Annotated in this window: 15 protein-coding genes; 3 read left to right on the top strand and 12 right to left on the bottom strand. The window is 63.0% G+C overall.

What is annotated here, in order from left to right:
- Positions 1-77 precede the first annotated feature (77 nt).
- A complete protein-coding gene (gene panE, locus P3T25_RS00380; RefSeq protein ID WP_154562879.1) occupies positions 78-1,013 on the top strand; it encodes a 2-dehydropantoate 2-reductase in 936 nt (311 codons plus the stop codon).
- Positions 1,014-1,072: 59 nt separating this feature from the next.
- Positions 1,073-1,372: a hypothetical protein gene (locus P3T25_RS00375; RefSeq protein ID WP_171927864.1), complete on the top strand. Its 300-nt coding sequence runs from the start codon at positions 1,073-1,075 to the stop codon at positions 1,370-1,372.
- On the opposite strand, the gene P3T25_RS00370 is transcribed toward P3T25_RS00375, so the two are convergent.
- The 7 genes from P3T25_RS00370 to P3T25_RS00340 form a co-directional block, all read right to left on the bottom strand.
- Complete coding sequence (locus P3T25_RS00370; protein ID WP_154562883.1) at positions 1,373-2,419, bottom strand: ABC transporter substrate-binding protein; 1,047 nt, start codon at positions 2,417-2,419, stop codon at positions 1,373-1,375.
- 86 nt (positions 2,420-2,505) lie between these two features.
- Positions 2,506-3,633 (bottom strand): NAD(P)/FAD-dependent oxidoreductase, encoded by a 1,128-nt coding sequence (locus P3T25_RS00365; RefSeq protein WP_429357227.1) that lies wholly within the window; start codon positions 3,631-3,633, stop codon positions 2,506-2,508.
- Positions 3,626-5,059, bottom strand: coding sequence for an FAD-dependent oxidoreductase (locus tag P3T25_RS00360; RefSeq protein ID WP_429357226.1), 1,434 nt, complete (start codon positions 5,057-5,059; stop codon positions 3,626-3,628). Before P3T25_RS00360 ends, P3T25_RS00365 begins: the two co-directional genes overlap by 8 nt.
- Positions 5,056-5,499 (bottom strand): (2Fe-2S)-binding protein, encoded by a 444-nt coding sequence (locus tag P3T25_RS00355; protein WP_429357225.1) that lies wholly within the window; start codon positions 5,497-5,499, stop codon positions 5,056-5,058. Before P3T25_RS00355 ends, P3T25_RS00360 begins: the two co-directional genes overlap by 4 nt.
- Positions 5,499-6,293 (bottom strand): ABC transporter permease, encoded by a 795-nt coding sequence (locus P3T25_RS00350; protein WP_429357224.1) that lies wholly within the window; start codon positions 6,291-6,293, stop codon positions 5,499-5,501. Before P3T25_RS00350 ends, P3T25_RS00355 begins: the two co-directional genes overlap by 1 nt.
- A 16-nt stretch (positions 6,294-6,309) precedes the next feature.
- Positions 6,310-7,224, bottom strand: a complete 915-nt coding sequence (locus P3T25_RS00345; protein ID WP_154562890.1) for an ABC transporter permease — start codon at positions 7,222-7,224, stop codon at positions 6,310-6,312.
- On the bottom strand, positions 7,217-8,308 hold the full coding sequence (locus P3T25_RS00340; protein ID WP_429357223.1) for an ABC transporter ATP-binding protein: 1,092 nt from the start codon (positions 8,306-8,308) through the stop codon (positions 7,217-7,219). Before P3T25_RS00340 ends, P3T25_RS00345 begins: the two co-directional genes overlap by 8 nt.
- Before the next feature lie 303 nt (positions 8,309-8,611).
- Here P3T25_RS00340 and P3T25_RS00335 point away from each other — a divergent pair, with 303 nt between their 5' ends.
- Positions 8,612-9,490, top strand: a complete 879-nt coding sequence (locus P3T25_RS00335; RefSeq protein ID WP_429357222.1) for an IclR family transcriptional regulator — start codon at positions 8,612-8,614, stop codon at positions 9,488-9,490.
- Positions 9,491-9,581: 91 nt separating this feature from the next.
- Here the strand turns inward: P3T25_RS00335 and P3T25_RS00330 are convergent, their stop codons facing one another.
- The 5 genes from P3T25_RS00330 to P3T25_RS00310 all read right to left on the bottom strand — a co-directional run bounded on the left by P3T25_RS00330 (position 9,582) and on the right by P3T25_RS00310 (position 15,226).
- The gene (locus P3T25_RS00330; protein ID WP_429357221.1) at positions 9,582-11,171 is read right to left on the bottom strand and encodes an OprD family outer membrane porin; all 1,590 of its coding nucleotides are present in this window, start codon (positions 11,169-11,171) and stop codon (positions 9,582-9,584) included.
- 152 nt (positions 11,172-11,323) lie between these two features.
- Positions 11,324-12,376, bottom strand: a complete 1,053-nt coding sequence (locus tag P3T25_RS00325) for an ABC transporter ATP-binding protein (protein WP_429357220.1) — start codon at positions 12,374-12,376, stop codon at positions 11,324-11,326.
- Entirely contained in the window at positions 12,373-13,368 is a 996-nt protein-coding gene (locus P3T25_RS00320) for an ABC transporter ATP-binding protein (protein ID WP_429357219.1), read from the bottom strand. Before P3T25_RS00320 ends, P3T25_RS00325 begins: the two co-directional genes overlap by 4 nt.
- 1 nt (position 13,369) lies before the next feature.
- Complete coding sequence (locus tag P3T25_RS00315) at positions 13,370-14,284, bottom strand: ABC transporter permease (protein ID WP_154562902.1); 915 nt, start codon at positions 14,282-14,284, stop codon at positions 13,370-13,372.
- Between the two features lie 3 nt (positions 14,285-14,287).
- Complete coding sequence (locus P3T25_RS00310; RefSeq protein WP_054040391.1) at positions 14,288-15,226, bottom strand: ABC transporter permease subunit; 939 nt, start codon at positions 15,224-15,226, stop codon at positions 14,288-14,290.
- Between the last annotated feature and the right edge of the window lie 5 nt (positions 15,227-15,231).

The following is a 15,231-nucleotide window of genomic DNA, read 5'->3' as shown; positions in this document are numbered from 1 at the left end:
CGTGCTGCGCAGGCGGTCTTCGTAGCCTTTGTATACCGATCCGGCGCGCGTGACCCACATCTATCAAGAGGCAAAAGATGCGAATTCTAGTAGTAGGGGCGGGCGCCGTGGGCGGCTACTTCGGCGGACGTCTCGCAGCGGCGGGCCAGGACGTGACCTTCCTCGTGCGCCCCGGCCGCGCGGAAAAACTCGCGCGTGACGGCCTCGTCATCAACAGCCCGCGCGGCAATCTCACGTTGCACGACGTCAAGACGATACTCGCCGGTGTCGGCGCGGAGCCGTTCGATCTGGTGCTGCTCAGTTGCAAAGCCTACAGTCTCGATGACGCGATCGATTCATTCGCACCGCTGGTCGGCGAATCCACGCTGATTCTGCCGATGCTCAACGGCATGCGCCATATCGAGGTGCTCAAGGAAAAGTTCGGTGCGTCACGCGTACTGGGCGGTCAATGCGTGATCGCGGCGACGCTCAGCCCCGAGCAGCACGTCATGCATCTGAACGAAACGCACGCGATCACCTTTGGTGAACTGGACGGCGGCGCGTCCGAGCGTGTCCAGGCGATCGCGGATGCGATGGCCGGCGCGAATTTCGATACCGTAGTCAGCGACAACATCTTGCTGCGCATGTGGGAAAAGTGGGTGTTCCTGGCCACACTGGCGGCCAGTACGTGCTTGATGCGCGGTTCGGTCGGCGATATTCTGGCTGCGCCTGACGGCAAGCGCATCGTCGAAAACCTGCTCGGCGAGTGCCGTGGCGTCGCGGAGCACAACGGCTTTACGATGGGCCCGGACTTCGACGCCCGAGCTACCCAAACGCTCTTCACGCCTTCGCCGCTAACCGCTTCAATGCTGCGGGACGTCGAAAACCACTCGCATACCGAGGCGGATCACATTCTCGGCGATCTGATCTCGCGCGGCGGCGATGCACAGAAGGGCGAGCACGGCTTATCGCTGCTGCGTATCGCCTATAGTCATTTGAAGACGTATGAAGCGAGGCAGACCCGTACGTCCTGAATGACCGGAACGCGGGCGACGGAGACGGTCACAGCAGCCTAACGTTTCGGAGGTGAAGCATGCCGAGTCCAACCGGATCCGTACCCGCGCTCAGTGCCGCTTCGGCGACGATCTTCTCGATCGGCATCGTCTTTCTCGGCTACTGGGGCCTGTACGAGCCGACCAAATGGCGAGTCTCCGACGTCTTTGTCTTCGTGTTTGCGATGATCGGCTTCGGCTGCCTCGGGCTCGTGCCGTGGATGGCGACGAGCCCGGTTGAACCGGAAAACAGCGACGTCCGCATCCGGGTTGCGCGGCACATGTTCCTTATCGGCGTGCTGTCAATCTGGCTGGGCGTGGCGATCTCGGTGATCTTCTGATTAACGCTCGATCTGCCTGTTCCAACGCGTATCCCACTGCGCGCGATGCGCATTGATCGTGTCCCAATCCACCACGGTCACCTTCTTCACCAGATCGTCGACGTTACCCAGGCTTTGCTGCATCGGCGGCGTCATCTTCGCGAGACGATTGGTCGGAATCTGCTTGCCGGCCTCGGCGGCTTTGGTCTGCGCCGGCGCGGACAGCAGGAACTGCGCGAGTTTCTGCGCCAATTGCGGATCCGGGTTGTTGTTGACCACGCACAGATCGACCAGCAGCAACACCGGACCTTCCTTCGGACTCACATAGCCGACCGGAATGCCCTTGTCCTGCAGATCGCTGACGGCAGTCGGCGTCAACGGGAACAGACCCGCTTCACCGGTCTGGACCATTTCGGAAATCTTCGCCGAATTCGGCACGTACTCCACCACGTTCGGGCCGACTGTGCTGGCCCATTTCGTGAAGCCCGGTTCGACGTTCTGCTCGCTGCCGCCCATCAAACGGTTGATCGCCAGAAAGCCGTGCAGGCCGAAGGTGCTGCTCGAAGCGGACTGGAACACCACCTTGCCCTTGTACTTCGGATCGGCAAAGTCCATCCATGAGGTGGGCGGCGCCCAGCCTTTTTCAGCGAACAGCTTCTTGTTGTACGCGATGCCGGTCATGCCGAGTTGCACGCCCGCGCCCATGTCGTCCTTCATGCGCGCGAACGGATAGAGCTCCTTGAGTACCGGCGAGTCGTCGAGCTTCTTGCACACGCCCATGCTGACCGCGCGCGCCATCACGCCGTCGTCGAGAAACACCACGTGGATCTGCGGATTGGCCTTGTTGGCGAGCAGCTTGGCGAGAATGTCCGACGAGGTGCCGGGCACCACGACTACTTTGACGTTGTTGGCTTTCTCGAAGTCGGGCAGGACCTGGCTCGTGTAGGCCTTTTCCATAGGACCGCCGTTCATGCCGATGTAGATGGTTTTGGTCTCCGACCATGCCGGCGCGGCCGCACCGAATGCGCACAATGCGGCCAGCGCCGCGATCGTCTTGAACAGTTTCATTGAGAGGCTCCTGAGTTTCATTAAACGATAACGAGGCGATGACTGAGCGATAAGAAAGCGAAAACCGAGCGATAACCGAGCGATAACTAAGCGACGGACGGCGCAGCAACAGCAGCGAAGCGATTGATCGAAAAAGCGTCGAGCGGTGTGGTTGTGGCGCCGTCGATCACGAGATCCGCGAGTATTTCGCCGACGCCCGGCGCCAGCAGAAACCCGCCGCCCGAAAAGCCGAACGCATGCAACAAACGCGGTACCGTGCGGCTCGCACCGATGATCGGATTGCTGTCGGGCGTTTCGCCTTCCACGCCGCTCCACGTGCGGATCAGCAGCGCCTCGCGCAACGGGGGCAGCAGGGCGCACGCATCGCGCATGACGGCGCGAGTGGTTTCCGTCGACGGTTGACCGTATTCGCCGTCGCCATGTCCGCGCCCGCCGCCGATCACGCAATTGCCGCGTGCCACTTGCCGTGCGTAGATGCCGCCGCCGTACACGCCGAGGTTGTGTGCGATGAAATACGGCAGCGGTTCGGTGACCCACATGTTCGGATAGATCGGTTTCATCGGTGCGGTTTCGCCGAAGTAACCGGCGACCGTATTCGCCCATGCGCCGGCGGAGTTGATCAACCAGTCGGCGCTGATGCGCGTGTCGCCTGCTCGTAGCTGGAAGCGCGTGCCGTCGTGATGGATGTCGGTCAGTTCGGTTTGCTCGCGCACATCCGCGCCTGCGGCGCGTGCGGCGCGGGCGAACGCGGGTGAGACCAGACGCGGATTCGCATGGCCATCGGTCGCACAAAGCGAGCCGCCGACCGCTGCAGCGCCCAGCCATGGATAGCGTTGCCGGAACGTGGCGCCGCTGATGACTTGCGCTTGCAGTCCGCGGCCGCGCGCCATGTCCGCCCATGCTTCGAGCGCGGCAAGATCGGCTTCGCTGCGCGCGAGCCGCAAATGTCCCGACACGGTGAATTCCCCGTCGATGCCGATCAGCTCCGGCAAGCGGTCCCAGATGCGCCGTGCGCGCATCGCAAGCGGCATCTGTTCGGCCGGCCGTCCCTGGACGCGCACGCCGCCGTAGTTCACGCCGCTTGCCTGTGCGCCGCAATAGCGCCGCTCGAACAGGCCCACGCGCAAGCCGCGCCGCGCGAGCGCCAACGCCGCCGATGAGCCGACCAGTCCGCCGCCCGCAATCGCGACGTCGTAGTGCAGGGTGTCACTCATCGCGCGCCTCCTCGGGAATCTCGACGACGTCGTCGGCATACATCGCCGGCGATAGCGGAATCGGTTTGACAGGCGGCTGGCTGCGCAAACGGCCGACGGCTTCGAGGGGTTTGCCGGTTTCTTCCGCCAGCAGCGTCAATGCCGCTTCGCCGCACATGCGTCCCTGGCAACGGCCCATGCCGACACGAGTGAGCGCTTTCAGGCGATTGATCTCGTTCGCTTCGCCACCGCGGATGCAGCGCCGCAAGGTGCCTGCATCGATTTCTTCGCAGCGGCACACGGTCATGTCGTCGGGCCATTGCGCCGCACATTTTGCGGGCGGGGCAAATGCCGCTTCGATACCTTGGCGAAACACGGCGATACGTTGCAGGCTGCGCTCGAGGGAAGCCGCGTCGCGCATACCGAGGCCACGCGGATGAGCGATGCCGAGGTCGTCGAGTAGCGCGAGCGCGGTGCGGCGTCCGGCGAGTTCGGCAGCGTCGGCGCCCGCGATGCCCGCACCGTCGCCCGCCAGATAGATGCCGCGCACGGAGCTGCGGCCGGCGGGGTCGAGCTCAGGTAGCCAGCAACGGTTGTGCGTATCGAAGCGGAAGCGGCACCCGGCGAGATCGGCGAGTTGGGTTTCAGGCTTCAGGCCGAAGCTGATGCCGACGGCGTCGCATGCGATGGATTCGGTTTTCGAACCGTCGGCCGAAGAACGCCATTCAATTGCACTCACACCTTGGTCGCCACGAATGCCGATCAGGTTCACATCGCGTTCGATCCGCACGCCGTGGATCTTTAGCCAGCCGACGTAGTAGAGCCCTTTCGCGAACGTTGCAGGTTGCCGCGCGAGTTTCGGCGCCGCCGCAATCTGCTGCGATAGCGGACTCGTGTCGAGTACAGCTACCACCTGTGCACCGGCTTTCACGTACTGATAGGCCACGAGATAGAGCAGCGGCCCGGTACCAGCGAGTACCACGCGCCGGCCGATCGCACAGCCTTGCGCCTTCAAAGCGACCTGCGCCGCGCCTAGTGTGTAGACGCCGGGCAGGGTCCAGCCCGGCACCGGCAGCACACGATCGGTGGCGCCGCTTGCGATGATCAGATGCGAAAACGGCACACTGATTTCCCGTCCCGCGTGCAGCGTATCGAGACGGCCCGGTGCACAAGCCCAGGCCAGTGTGTCGGGGCGATAGTCAAGATGCGGAAGCAGCGAGGCCATCGTCGTATGTAATGCGTCGGCCTTGTGCGCTTCAAAACCGTAGAGCGTTTTCTTCGAGCGCTGGAACGCGCCGTTCGCAGGCGGTTGACGATAGATCTGTCCACCCCAGCGAGCGTTTTCGTCCAGCACGATGGGCTTGATGTCGGCCGCCACCAGCGTTTCGGCGGCGCGGACGCCCGCCGGTCCCGCGCCGACGATCACCACGCGGTGTTCGTTGCTCATTGCGTGTCTCCGTTTGCCGTCGCGGCAGGGGTAGCAGCAGTCGGAGCAGAGACGGGAGAGACAGCAGCAGTGGCAGCAACGGAAGCAGCCTCAGCGAGCCGAGTGACCACCCGCATGCCTTGCGTCACCAGCGTCGAGCACGCGCGCAAACGCAGACCCTCTTCGGTACGCATCCAGCAATCCTGACAAGCGCCGATCAGGCAGAAGCCGGCGCGTGGCGCGCCGCTGAATTCGCTTTCGCGCACGCGACGTTGTTGCATCAGCACGGCGGTGAGCAGCGTATCGCCTTGCAACGCGGTGACTTCATGACCGTCGATAAAAAAGCTAAGCGGCTTACGCTGCGTCTCCGCAACGCGAACGAATTGCGCATCGCGTTTCGGCGCGGCGGATTCGGAGGACGGCAAATTCGACGGCATGTGATAGAGGGCAGTAGAAGACATCAGTGCTGGCCGATCAGAATCCGGTTGAGCCCATACACGCGGTCGAGCAGCAGCATCGCGCCGGCCGTGATGAAGATCACCAGCGCGGAGACGGATGCCATCATCGGGTCGATCGATTCGGTCGCGTACATGTACATGCGCACCGGCAGCGTGACGGTTTGCGGCGAAGTGACGAAGATCGACATCGTCAGTTCGTCGAAGCTGTTGATGAACGCGAGCAACCAGCCACCCGTAATGCCAGGCAGAATCATCGGGAAGGTGATGCGGCGAAACGTGGTCCATGCATCAGCACCGAGCGAGTGCGCGGCATGTTCCACACTGCGGTCGAGACCGCTGACCGAGGCCAGCACGAGCCGCATCACGAACGGCGTGATGACGATCATGTGCGCGAGCACAAGCCACGCGAACGAACCGGTCGCGCCGATCAGCGCGAAGAAGCGCAGCAGTGCGATGCCGAGCACGAGACCGGGAATCACCAATGGCGACAGCAGTAAGCCGTTAAGGAAACCGCGTCCCGGAAAGCGCGCACGACCGATGGCCAGCGCGGCAGGCAAAGCGACGATCAAAGACAACGTTGCCGAGGCAAACGCCAGCTTCAGGCTGTTGAAGAACGCCGAGATAAAGTCCGGGTAATTGAGGATCGCGCGGAACCAGCGCAGCGATACGCCGTGCGTGGGCAACGTGAGCGTTTCGTCAGGCGTGAAGGCGACCAGCACCACGATCACGAGCGGCGCGAGCACGAACGCGATGACGAGCGTGTGGAAAATCAGCGCAATGGGGCCGTTTTTTCTCATGATGATCTCGGGAGGTTTAGCCGAGGCTTCTGGTGTACTTGCGTTCCAGAACCCGGTAGTAAGTGAGCATCACGATCAGATTCGCGACCAGCAGCAGGAGGGCAATGGTCGCGCCGAGCGGCCAGTTCAGCGAGCCGAGGAATTCGTCATAGACGGCGGTTGCGGCGACTTTCAGGCGCCGTCCGCCGAGCAGTCCGGGAATCGCGAACGCGCTCGCCGACAGGCCGAACACCATCAGGCTGCCCGACAAAATGCCCGGCGTGAGTTGCGGTAACACGATGCGGCGCAGCGTGGTGGCGGGGGAGGCCATCAGCGAAAGCGCGGCATTTTCCGTTTGCGGGTCGAGCTTCTGCAACGCGGTCCACACGGGAATCACCATAAACGGCAACATCACGTGCACCAGTGCAATCACGATCGCGAAGGTGGTGTATTCGAGCTTGTACGGTCCGAGCCCGATAAGACCGAACGCCTGATTCACGAGGCCGTTGCTGTTGAGCAGCATGCTCCAGCCGAACGCGCGCACCACGACCGAGACCAGCAGCGGTGCGAGAATGATCAACAGGAACATCGAGCGATACGGATCGCGCATGCGCGACAGCACGTAGGCTTCGGGCGTGCCGATCACGATGCACAGCAGGGTGGTCAGAAAGGCAATGCCGAAGGTGCGCAGGAAGATCGTGTGGAAATACGACGATTGCAGCACTTCCGCATAGTTGCCGAACTGGAATGCGGCGAGCGGGCCGCTCGACGGATCGAAGCGGTAGAAGGTCAGCACCAGCGTCATCACGAGCGGCACCAGCACGAGCGTCGCAAACAGCAGGAAAGCCGGCGCGCACATCAGCCACAACGGCAGGAACGCCTGCCACGGCGCGCGGCGCGCATTGCCGGTCTTCATGCTGTCGTTGTTCGAAGCGGGCAGCGTACTAGCCATGATGCGCATCCCGTTGAATGAAGCGGATCGCCTCGCTGTTCCAGTCGACGCCAACCGCCGCGCCTTCCGGCAACGGTTCGGTGCCTTCGTTCTGGCAGCACACCAGCACTTCGCCGAGCCGGCTGTCCACGCGGTACAACCATTGGCTGCCGAGGAAGAAGCGGCTCGTCACGGTGGCAGCCAGACGTCCCGCGTTCGGCGCACACAGGCGCAGTTTTTCCGGACGAATGCACAACGTGACCGCATCGCCGACGCCGATCACGCGTTCGCGCATCGGCAGTTGCGCGGTGTGGCCCGTCTCGGCGAGATCGTGTCCGAGGTCGATACGGATCGCGTCGCCGTCGCGCGCCACCACGGTGCCTGCCAGCATGTTCGCCTTGCCGATGAACTGCGAGACGAATTTGTTTTCAGGCCGTTCGTACGCTTCGTACGGCGTGTCGATCTGCGTAATGCGGCCGGCTTCCATTACCACCACGCGGTCGCTGATCGACAGCGCTTCCGACTGGTCGTGCGTGACCATGATGGTGGTCGTGCCGATCTTGCGTTGAATGGCGCGCAGTTCGAACTGCATGTCTTCGCGCAGCTTGGCGTCGAGGTTCGACATCGGCTCGTCGAGCAGCAGCACGGGCGGCGCGATCACGATCGCGCGAGCAATCGCCACACGCTGCCGCTGGCCGCCGGACAACTCGCGCGGAAAGCGGTGCGCGAGCGCATCGAGCCGCACCAGTGCCAGCGCTTCGCGCACTCGCTCCTTGCGTTCGGCCTTGTCGATGTTGCGCATCTCCAGACCGAAGCCGACGTTTTCTGCGACGCTCATATGCGGAAATAGCGCGTAGCTCTGGAACACGATGCCGAGACCGCGTTTGTTCGGCTTCATGTGCGTGATGTCGCGGCCGTCGAGCGTGATGCGGCCGCGCGTCGTTTCGACGAAGCCCGCGATCATCTGCAACGTGGTGGTCTTGCCGCAACCCGACGGTCCGAGCAGCGAAACGAACTCGCCTTTCTCAACCGACAGGTTCACGTCGGCGACTGCCTGCAGATCGCCGAACGATTTCGCTACGTCCGTGAGTGTGAGGAACGACATGATCTGGCCTTTGGATGGATCGACACCGGTTCAATCGGCTACTGCCTCGATGGAGCCGACTCTATCCAGCCAAATTGCATGGCGTCAATTTCAAATTCCGTTTGACGGTATAAGTTTAGAAAAAATTCCGATAAGCGGAATAGATTCGGCAAGACTGGCATCGATCATTCCGTTCCATGACGTCCGGAAAATCCCTATGAATCAGAATAAAGTGCAAATGGAACGGGCGTGCCGGGAATATTCCATTCATGGATAATTCCCTCTATAGTGTTCCGGTCAATGAAATAAATCGGAGCGACAGAGATGAATGCTGCCACCAAACGAGATGCCGATCCCGCACTGGCCGATACCGGCAGTCCGCCCGGCCCCGGGATGCTGGAGCGCGCCTTCGCGGTGATCCGTGCGTTATCCGAAGCGCAACCCGACGGAGGCCGCGTCACGCGTCTCGCGAAGGCGGTGGGTCTCACACAAGGCACGGTGCATCGCATTCTTCACGCGCTGATCGAGGAAGGCATCGTCGAGCAGGACGAAAGCTCAAAGCTTTATCGGCTGAGTGTCGATTTCTTCGCGCTCGCCGCGCAGGCCGGCAATCCGAGCGGCATGCGCACGCTATGCCGTCCCGCGCTGCTGCGGCTGTGCGCGAGTCTTGGCGACACGATTTTTCTGCTGGTCAAAAGCAGCTTCGACGCGGTGTGTCTCGACATTTGCGAAGGGCCGTTTCCGATTCGCTCGTTCACCGGCGATATTGGCGGACGCGTGGCCTTGGGTGTCGGTCAGGGGAGTTTGGCGATTCTCGCGTTCCTGCCGGAAGCGGAGCGTGAAGAGATCATCCGCTTTAACGTGCCGCGCATTCGCGGCTATGGCGTGCTCGACGAAGTGTATTTGCGCACCGAGATCGAGCGTGTGCGCCAACTCGGTTATGCGGGCCGCAATAGCGGGGTACTCGACGGCATGGCGGGTGTGGCGGTGCCGATTCTGGATCGCACGGGTGTCGCGGTGGCGGCGCTGAGCGTGGGCACGCTGGCGGCGCGTCTCGGCGACGATCGCCTGCCGATGGTGGTCGAATTGCTGCGCCGTCAGGCGGATGCGATCGGCCCGCAAACTAATCCCTTCGATGTCGCGTTGCGCCGGCCGATGCATGGTTTGTCGCGGGCGATGACTACCGAGCGGATCGCGGGGTAAGCTGAAACTGAAACTGAAAGCGAAAGGGGCGTCACGTTGAGGCGAAATGTGACGCCCTTCGATTTTCAAAACAGCGAGAAACCCGCTCGCTTTAGAACACCTTCACCGGCACATTCACCACCAGCCGGTACTCCATATTGTTGCCATCGGAGTAATAGCGCGAGGCGTTGTGCCACATCGCGATGAACGTGACCTTCGTGTCCTTGAAGCGGCCGCTTTGCAGCGTATAACTCGGAATGAAACCGAACTCGTGATGGTGGCCGTGCACCGGTTCACCGTTCTTCCAGTACAGGTTGTGCAGCGGCGCGGACGCCGAAGCATTGTCCGCGGCACCCGCCGACGCATCCGCACCCCAGCCGTACTCGCCCCAGAACATCGCCTTGAACCCCGGCACGCCGGCGTATTTGCCGTCGAACGTGTAGCGCAATTGCAGCGACTGCTCATGCGGCGCGTTGTAGTCGACGTCCATCGAGTTGGTCAGGTAGATACCGTTGGTCTCGTTGACGTAGTCGAAGAACTGATCGCCGAGCACCTGCTGGTAACCGAGCAGCAGCGCATGTGGGCCGTGCTGTGCGGAAACCGACAGGCTGTACGCGTTGCTGTTGATATGCCCCTGGCGTGATGCGCCGGTATCGTGCGTCGAGTAGATATTCGCGAGACCGCTCCACTTGATCGTGGTCGGGTCGCCGAACGACTGCGCGACCGAGCCGTAGTACTGACGCCAGACGTCGTCCGCCTGGTCGACGTACAGCGCCATTTCGCCGTTCTTCGCGTAGTGCCACGTTCCGCCCACGTAAGTCAGGCGGTCGATGCGCGTGCCGCCGTACGAGGTGGTCAGGTTAGTCAGGTTCGTGTGGCCGCGTGCATCGACTTTGGTGAAACTGCCGGCCTCGAGCGTCGTGTGAACCAGATCGTTGCTGACCATCGAGACACCGAGGAACGTCGGCGGCAATGCGCGGTTGTCATGCGGTTCGAGGAACGGATTGGTGACGGTCTGCAGACCGTACTTCACGACCGTTTCCGAAATACGTCCCTTGATGTCGTACATGCCGGGGTAAGCCCACGCGAGCTGCTGCGAGCCGCCGCCGTCCTTGCCGACGTGCACCATGTTGCCGGCGCCGTTGCCGCCGTCGAGCTTGAGCGCGGCGAACAGTGACGCGTCGACACCGAAGCCAACCAGGCCCTGCGTGAAACCGGATTCGTAGTTGACTTGCGCACCCTGAACCCACGCGTGACGATAGATCGAGGTGGGCGCCTGGAAGTAGTCGGAATAGTTGCGGAACTGCAGGTTCAGATGGCTATCGGCGATAAAGCCTTTGCTCGCTGCCTGGCTTGACGGCGGGGTGGGTGGCGTCACCGTCTGGCTGGCTTCCGCATTGACGACGGCATTGGTGGTGTCGGGTTGATCGTTGCGCACCTGGCCGCCCTGTTCGGCTCTGCGCTTGCCGGGCGTGTTGGCTTGCGAACTTTGCGAGGCGGGCGTTGCTTGCGATCGTTGCGTAGGAGAGGAAAACGTTTGCGCGAGTGTTTGAGTTTTCGTCGTATCGGAGGTGGGCTCCAGTACGACGTCGTCGGCGTAGGCACTCGCGCCGATGGTCAGCGCGGGCAGCGTGAATGCGCAGTAAAAGAAGGTGGCTGCATTAGTTTTTTTTGACCACTTTTTTGTTCGGCTATCTTTCATGTAGTACGTCTCTGTTATTTTGGTGAGTCTTTGGCTGGCGTTTAGCCACTCCACGCGTATCGTTTGTCCCGCTGATGGCAGGACGAACGAATCCAACGGCGCGGCGGCCCGCCGCGCCGGGGAATACGGTTTAAATTTTCAGACTGATCTCTTTAGCGATGCCCCAAGGGGACTGCTATGGGGGCGTCGTTCACGCGAATGCACGCGACGCGTGTCGCGCTCGCACCATGCGTGACAGCCTGTGGAATCTCGCTGGCGCAGGCCTCGATCGCATCCGGGCAGCGCGTGCGAAACGCGCAGCCGGAGGGTGGGCTGAGCGGCGACGCAATCTCGCCGCGCAACAGCAGATGACGGCGGGCGCGTTCAACCACCGGATCGGGCACCGGCACGGCCGACAGCAACGCACGCGTGTACGGATGACGCGGCGTGCCATATACGTCGCGCTTGTCGCCGAACTCCATCACACGACCCAGATACATCACCAGCACGCGGTGGCTGATCGCCTTGACGACGGCGAGATCGTGCGCGACGAACAGCAGTGACAGCGACAACTCGCGCTGCAGATCGCGCAACAGGTTGACGATTTGCGCCTGGATCGAGACGTCGAGCGCCGACACCGGCTCGTCGCAGATTACCAGTTGCGGTTCGCCGATCAACGCGCGCGCAATCCCGACGCGCTGACACTGGCCGCCGGAAAACTCATGCGGATAGCGGCGCAGATGCTGCGCGTTGAGACCGACGCGTTCGAGCATGGTCAGAACGCGCCGTTGCACGTCGGCGCGGGCAATGTCCTGGCCATGCGTGCGCAAGGGTTCGGCGACGATCTGTTCGATCGTCATGCGCGGATCGAGCGAGGCGAGCGGGTCCTGGAAAATCATCTGCACGTCGCGGCGCAAGCGCGAGGTATCGCGCTGCGCGCCCGTCAGTACGGTTTCCTTGTCGAGCCAGCGCACGCTGCCGCTCGCCACCGGTGCGAGCCCGATGATGGCGCGCGCGAGTGTGGACTTGCCGCAGCCCGATTCGCCGACGAGTCCTACGGTTTCGCCGCGCCGCACGCTGAACGACACGCCGTCCACCGCGCGCAGCGTCGCTTTGCCTGACCATGGAAAGCCGCCGCGCGGCACGCCGAACTGCACCTTGAGATCGTCGACTGACAACAGCGTTGCCGGACTTTGGCCCTGGCTTGCAATGGAAGTGGCGTTCATACGTGTTGTACCTCCATGATTTCCTGCACCGGCCGGTGGCACGCGCGCAACGCATCGACAGCCGTAGGCGACGCGATAAGCGCAGGCCGCGACTCGCGGCACCGGTCGGAGCAATACGTGCAGCGCGGTGCGAATGCGCAGCCTTCGCCGACTTCGCCGGGTAACGGCGGGTTGCCGGGAATGGTTTGCAGCGGACGGTCATCGTCGTCGGTCAGGCGCGGCAGTGCGTTCAGGAGACCGATTGTGTACGGATGCGTCGGTGCGGCGAACAGCGTGGCGGCGTTCGCCTGCTCGACGGTTTGGCCGGCGTACATCACCATCACGTCGTCGCACAAACCGGCCACGACGCCCATGTCGTGCGTGATCAGAATGATCGCGGTGCCACGTTCGCGGTTCAGTTCGCGCAGCAGTTCGATGATCTGCGCCTGCACGGTCACGTCGAGCGCGGTGGTCGGCTCGTCGGCGATCAGGATTTCCGGCTCGGAGAGGAGAGCCATGGCGATCATCACGCGTTGCCGCATGCCGCCGGAGAACTCGTGCGGATACATATTGATGCGCCGTGCGGCATCGGGAATACGCACCGTTTCGAGCGTTTCGATGGCGCGGCGGCGCGCTTCGCGGCGCGACATCTTGCGATGCAGTTGCAGCGTCTCGGTCATCTGCCGTTCGATTGTCAGGAACGGATTGAGCGAGGTCATCGGGTCCTGGAAGATCATGCCGATGCGGTCGCCGCGAATCTTGTTTAACTCGGCCTCGTTCATCGTCAGCAGGTTTTCGCCGCGATAGGTCGCGGCACCGGACACCTTGCCGTTGCCGGCCAGCAGGCCGAGCAGCGCCATCACCGTCTGGCTTTTGCCCGAACCCGATTCACCGACGATGCCAAGCGTGCGGCCCGCTTCGAGCGAAAACGATACGCGCTGCACCGCGTCGACGGGTGCGCCCTCGCGGCGCGTGAAGCGCACGCTCAGGTCTTTGACTTCGAGTAGCGGCATGTCAGCGGTCCTTCGGGTCGAACGCGTCGCGCAGACCATCGCCGACGAAATTCACGGAATACAGGGTGATGCACAACATCACGGCCGGGCACAGCAGCAGCCAGGGCATCGAATCGAGTTTCTGCGCGCCGTCCTGGATCAGCACGCCCCAGCTCGTCATGGGTTCCTGCACCCCGAGGCCGAGGAACGACAGTACCGATTCGGTCAGCACGATATTCGGTACCGTCACGCTCGCGTACACCACCACCACGCCGAACAGATTCGGCACGATGTGGCGCGCGATGATCGAACGCGAACTCACGCCGATCGCACGGGCGGCGTCGATGAATTCGCGCGAGCGCAGCGACAGCGTCTGACCGCGCACCACGCGCGCCATGTCGAGCCACGAAAACGCGCTGATGGTGAGGACGACCAGATAGAACGCGCGGCCGAACAGCGTCATCATCAGGATGGCGATCAGCATGTAGGGGATCGCGTACATCATGTCGACGATACGCATCATCACCGCGTCGACGCGGCCACCCAGATAGCCGGCGGTGGCGCCATACGCCACGCCGATCAGTCCCGACACCAGTGTGCCGAGCAAGCCGACTTCGAGCGACACGCGACCGCCTTGCAGCGTGCGCGCGAGCAGGTCGCGGCCGAGTTCGTCGGTGCCGAACCAGTGCATGTTTTGCAGCGTGGGCGCGAGGCTGATCGCGCTCCAGTCGCTATCGATCGGATTATTCGGCAGGAACCACGGACCGGCCACGCAGGCAATCACGATCAGCAGCAAGACGACAAAGCCGGCGAACGCCGCGCGGTTGCGCACGAAGCGCGCGGCAGCGGTGGCGAGCGGGCCGCGCGAACGCGGCGCGTTGGCAATGGCCGCGAGCGGATCGAGCGCCGCGGCAGTCGTTTGAAATGAGCGGGCCATGGATCAGTACCGGATGCGCGGATCGAGCCATGCATACGCGAGGTCGACCAGCAGATTGAACAGCACGGCGACGGCGGTCGTCAGCACGACGAGGCCGAGCACGAGGGTGTAGTCGCGATTGATCGCGCCGTTGACGACCAGCTGGCCGAGACCCGGCAGCGCGAACACCGATTCGGTGACCACGGCCGCGGTGATCGACGAGATGCAGATCGAGCCGAGCAGCGACACGACCGGCATCAGCGCGGGCTTCATCGCATGGCGCAACACGATCGTGCGGCCCGGCAGGCCCTTGGCGCGCGCAGTGCGGATGAAGTTACCCGACAGCACTTCGATCATGCTGCCGCGCATCACGCGCGCGATCCCGGCAACGTTGATGATGACGAGCAGCACGATCGGCAGCACGCGATAGCGCCACTCGCCTTCGCCCCAGCCGCCGGCCGGCAGCCAGCCGTGGCCTTCGGAAGTCTTCAGCAGGATCGCGAAGATCCACACCAGCACCGGCCCGAGCACGAACGGCGGCACCACGTTGCCGATATTGCCGAGCACCATCACGAAGTGATCGACGAAGCGGTCACGCCGCACCGCGGCCAGCGTGCCGAGCGCGACGCCGATCACCAGTGCGATCGGCACCGATACGCCGCCGACGCCGAGACTCACCGGCAACGCCTTCCACACGAGATCGTTGACGCTCCAGTCGGCGTAGCGGAACGACGGGCCGAGGTCGCCGTGCAGCAGCGAGCCCAGGTAGTGGAGGTACTGCAGCCACAACGGTTCGTCGAGGTGATACTTGGCGTTGAGGTTCGCGAGCACGGCCGCCGACAGGTGTTTCTCCGTGTCGAACGGCCCGCCGGGGGTGAGGTGCAGCAGCAGATAGCACGCGGTGATCACGGCGAGAATCGTCGGGATCGCCCAGAGCGTGCGGCGCAGCGTATAGGCCAGCATGACGG

The organism is Paraburkholderia sp. GAS32, assembly GCF_050434225.1.
In the GTDB taxonomy this organism is placed as follows: Bacteria; Pseudomonadota; Gammaproteobacteria; order Burkholderiales; family Burkholderiaceae; genus Paraburkholderia; species Paraburkholderia madseniana.
Note: the sequence above shows the minus strand (reverse complement) of the source record. Positions and strands in the feature narration are given on the sequence as shown.